Source organism: Brevundimonas sp. UBA7838 (assembly GCF_002500885.1).
Taxonomy (GTDB): Bacteria; Pseudomonadota; Alphaproteobacteria; order Caulobacterales; family Caulobacteraceae; genus Brevundimonas; species Brevundimonas vesicularis_C.
Window position 1 is genome coordinate 90,660 of the sequence record NZ_DLTK01000089.1, and the last position, 7,437, is coordinate 98,096.

General features: G+C 61.4%; 4 protein-coding genes and 1 pseudogene. 4 read left to right on the plus strand and 1 reads right to left on the minus strand.

Going from position 1 to position 7,437, the window contains the following annotated elements:
- Positions 1 to 92 precede the first annotated feature (92 nt).
- Positions 93 to 3,347: pseudogene (locus tag B3T77_RS07460) on the plus strand (error-prone DNA polymerase).
- 383 nt (positions 3,348 to 3,730) lie between these two features.
- Positions 3,731 to 3,958 carry a hypothetical protein gene (locus B3T77_RS07465; RefSeq protein WP_292078520.1) on the plus strand — a complete coding sequence of 76 codons (228 nt, stop codon included), beginning with the start codon at positions 3,731 to 3,733 and terminating at the stop codon, positions 3,956 to 3,958.
- 370 nt (positions 3,959 to 4,328) lie between these two features.
- Here B3T77_RS07465 and B3T77_RS07470 read toward each other — a convergent pair whose 3' ends face one another.
- Entirely contained in the window at positions 4,329 to 5,150 is an 822-nt protein-coding gene (locus B3T77_RS07470; protein ID WP_292078523.1) for a hypothetical protein, read from the minus strand.
- Between the two features lie 69 nt (positions 5,151 to 5,219).
- Here B3T77_RS07470 and B3T77_RS07475 point away from each other — a divergent pair, with 69 nt between their 5' ends.
- Positions 5,220 to 5,432: a helix-turn-helix domain-containing protein gene (locus B3T77_RS07475; RefSeq protein ID WP_292078525.1), complete on the plus strand. Its 213-nt coding sequence runs from the start codon at positions 5,220 to 5,222 to the stop codon at positions 5,430 to 5,432.
- Positions 5,433 to 5,799: 367 nt separating this feature from the next.
- The coding region (locus B3T77_RS07480; protein WP_292078528.1) for a recombinase family protein at positions 5,800 to 7,437 on the plus strand (1,638 nt) is incomplete at its 3' end.

The window sequence follows — 7,437 nt, forward strand, 5'->3', positions numbered from 1 at the left end:
CGAGAACAAAAAGAAAACATTTGTCCAAGGCGACGCTTGCCATTCGGCTCGCCGGAGTGCTGTCGGGAAGATCGAACAGCCGCCTAATCGCTATGTCATACGTCGAGCTTCAAGCCACTTCGCACTTCTCCTTCCTGCGCGGCGCCAGCAGTTGCGAGCTGCTGTTCGAACAGGCGCGGCTGTGCGGGCTTGGGGCCCTGGCCATCGTCGATCGCAACTCGCTGGCCGGGATCGTGCGCGCCCATGAGGCGGCCAAGGCCGCCGGCGTACGGCTGATCGTTGGCTGCCGGCTTGATCTGATCGATGGGACAGGCGTGCTTGTCTATCCGACCGATCGACCGGCCTATTCCCGACTGACGCGCCTGCTCTCCCTGGGCAAACGCCGCGCCGGCAAGGCGAAATGCCATCTCGACTGGTCGGACCTGAAGGATTGGGCGCAAGGCCTGATCGCCATCCTGGTTCCTGACGAGACGGACGAGGCCTGCGCCATCAATCTGCGACGGCTGAAGGCGACCTTTCCTGCGGGAAGCTATCTTGCCCTGACGCTGCGGCGACGCCCCGGCGACGCGCTGCGGCTGCACGACCTGTCGAACCTCGCCGTCCAGGCGGGCGTGCCGACCGTCGTGACCAACGACGTCCTGTTTCATCATCCGGATCAACGCCTGTTGCAGGACGTGGTCACCTGCGTGAGGCACGGCTGCACGATCGACGAGCTAGGCTTTCGGCGCGAGCGCCATGCAGATCGCTATCTGAAGCCGCCCCACGAGATGCACCGCCTGTTCAAGGCCTATCCCGAGGCGCTTTCCCGCTCGGTCGAGATCGCCGACCGCTGCCGCTTCTCCCTCGATGAGCTGGCCTATCAATACCCTGACGAGGTCTCGACGCCCGGCATGACGCCGCGGCAGACGCTGGAACAGCTGACCTGGGCCGGGGCCGCCGAGCGCTATCCGGAAGGGTTGCCGGACAGCGTGCGCAAGACGCTTCGGCACGAACTCGATCTCATCGGCCAGCTCGACTACGCCCCCTATTTCCTGACGGTCCATTCGATCGTGCGCTTCGCCCGCAGCCAGGACATCCTGTGCCAAGGACGCGGCTCGGCCGCCAACTCCGCCGTCTGCTACGTATTGGGCATTACCTCGATCGACCCGGGCCGCAATGATCTGCTGTTCGAGCGCTTCGTCAGCCAGGAGCGCCGCGAGCCGCCGGACATCGATGTCGATTTCGAGCACGAGCGGCGCGAGGTCGTCATGCAGTGGATCTTCGAGACCTACGGCCGCAACCATGCGGCCCTGTGTTCGGTCGTCACTCGCTATCGGTCGCGCGGCGCCCTGCGCGATGTCGGTAAGGCGCTGGGCCTCAGCGAGGACCTGATCAAGACCCTGTCGTCCCAGGTCTGGAGCTATTCCAGCGAGGGCGTCGAGGACAAACATGTCGCGGACCTGAACCTCAATCTGGAGGATTGGCGGCTTCGCCTGGCGCTGGAGCTGTCGCGCCAGCTGATCGGCGCCCCGCGCCACCTCAGCCAGCACCCCGGGGGCTTCGTCCTGACCCACGACCGCCTGGACGACCTGGTCCCGATCGAGCCGGCGGCGATGAAAGACCGCCAGGTCATTGAATGGGACAAGGACGACATCGACGTCCTGAAGTTCATGAAGGTCGATGTGCTGGCGCTCGGCATGCTCAGCTGCATGAAGCGCGGCTTCGACCTCCTGGCCGAGCACAAGGGGATCGCGCTCGACCTCGCCACCATTCCGGCCGAGGACCCCAAGACCTATGCGATGATCCGCAAGGCCGACACGCTCGGAGTCTTCCAGATCGAGAGCCGAGCCCAGATGGCCATGCTCCCGCGCATCAAGCCCCGCACCTTCTAAGATCTGGTCATCGAGGTCGCCATCGTCCGTCCCGGGCCGATCCAGGGCGACATGGTCCATCCTTACTTGCGCCGTCGCGAGGGAAAGGAGGACGTCGTCTATCCCAAGCCCGAGCTGGAGAAGGTGCTGGGCAAGACCCTGGGCGTGCCCCTGTTCCAAGAACAGGCGATGCGGGTCGCGATCGAATGCGCCGGCTTCACCGCTTCGGAAGCTGATCAGCTTCGCCGGGCCATGGCGACCTTCAAGTTCACCGGCGGGGTCAGCCATTTCAAGGACAAGCTGATCAGCGGCATGGTCGAGCGTGGCTATGACGCCGCCTTCGCCGAGAAGACCTTCAGCCAGCTTGAGGGCTTCGGCTCCTACGGCTTTCCGGAAAGCCACGCGGCCTCCTTCGCCCTGATCGCCTATGCCTCCTCCTGGCTCAAATGCCATCACCCGGATGTCTTCTGCGCCGCGCTGCTGAACGCCCAGCCCATGGGCTTCTATGCCCCGGCGCAGATCGTCCGTGACGCCCAGCAGCACGGCGTCGAGATCCGGCCCGTCTGCGTCAACGCCAGCCGCTGGGACTGCACTCTGGAGCCGGCAAGCGAGGATGGGCGCTTCGCCGTCCGCCTGGGTCTTCGCATGGTGCGCGGCCTGGTGAACGGCGACGCCGCCCGCATCCTGGCGGCGCGGACAGACGGCGCCTTCCGCTCCGTCGACGACCTGTGGCGACGCGCCGGCGCCCAGGTCGCCAGTCTTGTCCGCTTGGCGGAGGCGGACGCCTTCCGCCCAGCCCTTTCCCTCGACCGTCGGGATGCGCTGTGGGCCATCAAGGGGCTGCGGGACGACCCCCTTCCCTTGTTCGCCGCCGCCGACGCCCGTGACCAGAAACCGGAAATCTCCGAACCCGATCCTGGCCTCAAGCCGATGACGCCGGGACGAGAAGTGGTCGAGGACTACAGCCACATCGGCTTGACCCTACGCGATCATCCGCTGAGCTTCCTGCGCGACGATCTGCAGGCTCGGCACGTTATGACCTGTTCCGATGGGACCGCCATGCGCGATGGTCGGCTGACACGCGTGGGGGGCCTCGTGCTGGTCCGTCAGAAGCCCGGCAGCGCCAAGGGGGTCATGTTCATCACCATCGAGGACGAGACCGGCGTGGCCAATCTGGTCATCTGGCCCAGCCTCTACGAACAGCAGCGCCGCATCGTGCTGTCGGCGTCCATGCTGGTCGTCGACGGCAAGGTTCAGCGGGAGGGCGACGTCGTCCATATCGTCGCGACCAGACTTCATGATGCTTCGGCCCTGCTCGCTTCGGTCGGCGACCGGGGCGAAGCCTTCCCCCTGCCCCACGGGCGCGGCGACGAATTTCATCGCGGCGGGTCGCCGGATGCGCGCGACGCGCCCCCTCGCGCGATCAAGGTCCGGGACATCTACATTCCCGATCTTCATCTCGACACGATCAAGCCGAAGGCGCGCGATTTCCGATAGTCGCCAGGAGCGACCGCAGGACTGGTCAGAATCCCCATCGTGAAATCGCCATTTCATGATCAGGACCCATGCCCCCATGATGAGGGTGAAGCTGAGCTGGCGTACAGATGTGTGTCTTTAAATGGGTTACGCGCAACCCATATAACCTGCTGTTTTATCTAAGTAAATCAGCCCTACAGATTCTTGGGTCACCTGTAACCTATTTTGCGCCCGAGTTTTCTTGTTGTTTTACAATCACCTAATACTACCGCAGGTGTGCGTAAGGTGTGCATCATCCTCCACAGGATGATATTCCTAATGGCCCCCAACTGGGGTTAGACGTTTTTTGTCGTCTGGTTCCGTCGTTTAGAGCACGGGCTATCGCCCCCTAGGCTGTGATTAGGATGGCGCTTGAGATGGAAGATTTGGCTGCACAACCAGCTAGAAGAACGACGGTGAGCGACGCTGAGCTGCAAGCCTTTCAGATGAACTTTTTGCAGATGGCTTTGGTGTTCTCGTTCACCATTGTGGCGGTCCTCGCCATCAAGACGGTGATCTCCAAAATGGCGCGAGCGCTGTGTGATCGAAAGGCCCGAGCCGGCGATCATGACGAGTCAAGCACGCAATCTTGACCTAAATTTCTCGCGTTGATCCGACTGCGCTCGTCCAGTAGGCGCAGGGCTACCGCGACAAGGCGTGCACATCCTCCGGACCGGAGGAACGCGCGGCCGATACATCGACCGACACGCGAAGCCAACTGCTACTCTGACTTGTTTTTACGCCGGCTCGTCCCGCCATTCATGCCTTTTATGAGCCCTCCAAAAATGGGCTTGACCAACCAGGCTATGAACACAGCGGTGACCCCACCGGCCATGAATATAAGAACGTCCATCATCAGGCGTCTCCCAACAAAGTCTGTGGCTCTCGTACACGGCAGTATGTCGTGTGACCGAAGCTGTGGGGCGGCACGGCGACCAGAGCACACGTCCGAATGCCTGCTTTTCAGTGTCGAACGCCCTTCGTCTCGACGGGGTTCAGCTGCAGCTCAGCCGCACTGATCGCGAGAGCCTGAAGCTTGGTACACGCAAGAAGGCCGCATTCCTGAGCAAAGGACAGCGGCCCATGATTGGCGGGGTCGATCAGACCAACCACTGCGTCGTTCAACGCCTCAAGGGTCGAGACATCATCCACAAAAGCGGCCAGGTCCGCGCCGGCGCCGTACACCGTGTAGTGCGCAAAACCGTCTCGCTGGGCTCGATAGGCGTCCCAGCGAGCCTTGAGCCTCGCCACGCGCTCCTCGGCGCCAACAAGATCCCTCGCTCGCGCCAACCCCTCCGCGACGGTCTCCTCGGCAGCCTCGAGCTTGGGCCCCATTCTCATCACATAGTGAGCCGTCCAATACCGGATCAGCATATCGCCGCAGTCAGCGCCGCCATGATGGAGCAGAGGCGCCAAGCCAATCTCCAGATCCCCTTCAGCAAACAGGGCGAGGTCATCGATCAGGATATGCGGACCTAGCGCCTGCAGGGACGCTAGCACCCTGTCCACCAGCCATCCTGAAAGGTCGGCCAGATCCTCGGCGGTCGTCTTCACCAACCCCCCATTGTCGGGATCGTCCCGTAGCTGTCGAACCCACACCATCAGCAATAGCGAAAGGATCGTGAGTGCGTCGTCGTTTAAGCCTTCCCAGCCGGCGTTCTGCAGAACCCTAAGCGATGCAAGCATGATCAACGGGTCGAGCTCTGCTGGGTCCAGATGCGACCCTGTTCCGATCATGAGCTGCAGTTCGGAACTCATCTCGGAAATATCGACAAAATCAGCCATCACACCCCTCGCAAAAATCACACTGATAGTGTGTAGTGAAGATCGGGCGGCAGCCGCAAGTGCGGTTGCGTGGAAGTTGACGCTGAACTGCTGAGTTTTGGCCGCGCCGTCAGGTCGCGGCGGATTGCGCTTGGCCTAAGCCAAGAGGAACTGGCCGACAGAGCCGGGCTCCACCGAAACTATATCGGCGGCATTGAGCGCGGCGAACGCAACGTCGGCATCAAGGCGGTCTACGCTCTCGCAGTCGGCCTTGGCTGTGGGCCGTCTGAACTGTTCAGCTAAGCCCCGCCTTTACGTTAACCTTCGCTTAACTTACCTGCCTTCAAGCTGACCAAGCCGTAAGACCGATTCCCGCCGGATTTCTATTTTTAGGAATAAGGTGGAATGATCAAATCTGAATATAACACGACCAATACGGAGAGGTTTACCCTAACCACTCCAACATTAAGTCATCGCCAATCTTGCGATGAGCTTACAGCTTCACCCCCTTCGCAAAATTGCGCGCTGGCTGACGCCAGGAGCATACTTGATAGCGCTCGCGCGATTAGTGCGTGCGATACGATATGGCCAAGCAGTCGAGCTGCTCTCGCCGAGGCCCTTCTCGACGAGCTGGCTCGCATCCTTGCGCGTATGACGCTCGATATGCACCGTGGCGATTTTCAATCGCCCGGAGCCTGATCTGATGCGTGCCGCCCTATACGCCCGTTACTCGACCGACCTTCAAAACGTCGCTTCGATCGCGGATCAGTTTGCGACGTGCCGTTCGTTTGCAGCGAAGGAGGCGACCAAGATCGTCGCGACGTTTGAGGACGCAGCCATCTCAGGAGGGTCCGCAGCAAACCGACCCGGATTGCACAGCCTGATGCGCGGCGCAAAGAACGGCGAGTTCGACGTCGTGCTTTGTGAAGCGTTAGATCGCCTTTCTCGGTCCCAAGCCGATGTCGCGGCCCTCTTCGAGGATCTGCGGTTTCACGGCGTCAAAATCCGCACGATCTCCGAAGGCGACATATCTGAGCTTCAGATTGGGCTGATGGGCACCATGAACGCCCTCCAACTGCGCGAGACAAGCCGAAAGACAAGGCGCGGCCTTCAAGGCGTCGTCCGCTCCGGTCGCCATACTAGGGGCCGTGTCTACGGCTACAAAACCAGGCGAGAAGTCGACGCCATCGGCGAACCGATCCGGGGCCTTCGCGATATCGATCCTGGTGAAGCAGAAGTCGTCAGAGAAATCTTTCGGCGCTACGCCGCCGGCCAATCGCCTCGGGCGATCGTAAGCGACTTGAATCGGCGCAGTATACCCGGCCCGAGAGGCGGAAGCTGGAACGCGTCGACGATCAACGGCAATGCCGAGCGCGGCAATGGGGTCATCCATAATGCATTGTATCGCGGCGTCCTGGTTTTCGGTCGCCAGACTTGGGTCAAGGACAGACGCACAGGAAAGCGCCAAGCGCGAACGGCGGATCCTGGAGAAATTATCCGGACCGAGGTACCCCACCTTCGGATCATCTCCGACGAGTTATGGGCGAAAGTTCAGGGTCGCTACGCGGAAAACACCTTATCGCCACGGAGGCCCTCCCCGCGCATAGCCGTTCGGCCCCGGTACTTACTAAGCGGAAAACTGACCTGCGGGGTTTGTGGCGGCCCGATGATCCGAAGCGGCGCCGACCAACGCTTTATGTGCTCATGGCGACGAGAGCGCGGAAAATCGGCATACACAAATGGCCGAGGGATCAAGAGTGCCGAGATCGAAGCGCGCGTCCTAGCCGCAATCAACAACCGACTTCTTGCGCCGGAACGTGTAGCGCTGGCTATCAAAGAGGCGGGGATGGCAGGGGAGAATAACGCGCGTAGAGTTGCCCAGGCTCGATCAAAACTGGACAGTGAGCTTGAAGAGGTAAAGCGCCCCGCCCAACGCTTCGTTGACCAGATCGCCGATGGTTCCCTTACGGGCGCTGCAGTCAAGGATCGTCTGGACGCGCTGAAAGCGCGGAGAAGCCAGATTAAATCAGAGCTGGCCCAAGCGCCGGCGGCGTCAGTCGTCGCCCTGCACCCGCGCGTGACGGAGCATTATCGCTCAGCCGTAGGCTCGTTGGAGCGCGCTTTGGATCGCAGCGACAGCGAGGCAGCGGCTGAGGCCCGGGACCTGGTGCGCAAGTTGACTGAAACCGTCGTGGTCACGCCGCTGGAAGAGCGGGGAAAGTTTGCCTTGACCGTAAAATGCAAAATCGCCGCCTTGGTGAACCAAGACGGCGAAAATACTACAAAGTTGGGTGCGGGAGTAGGATTT

What these genes read in the sequence shown, in the direction of transcription:
- B3T77_RS07465 (WP_292078520.1), top strand. Translation starts at nt 3,731, where the DNA reads ATGGCGCTTGAGATGGAAGATTTGGCTGCACAACCAGCTAGAAGAACG.
- B3T77_RS07470 (WP_292078523.1), bottom strand. Translation starts at nt 5,150, where the DNA reads ATGGCTGATTTTGTCGATATTTCCGAGATGAGTTCCGAACTGCAGCTC.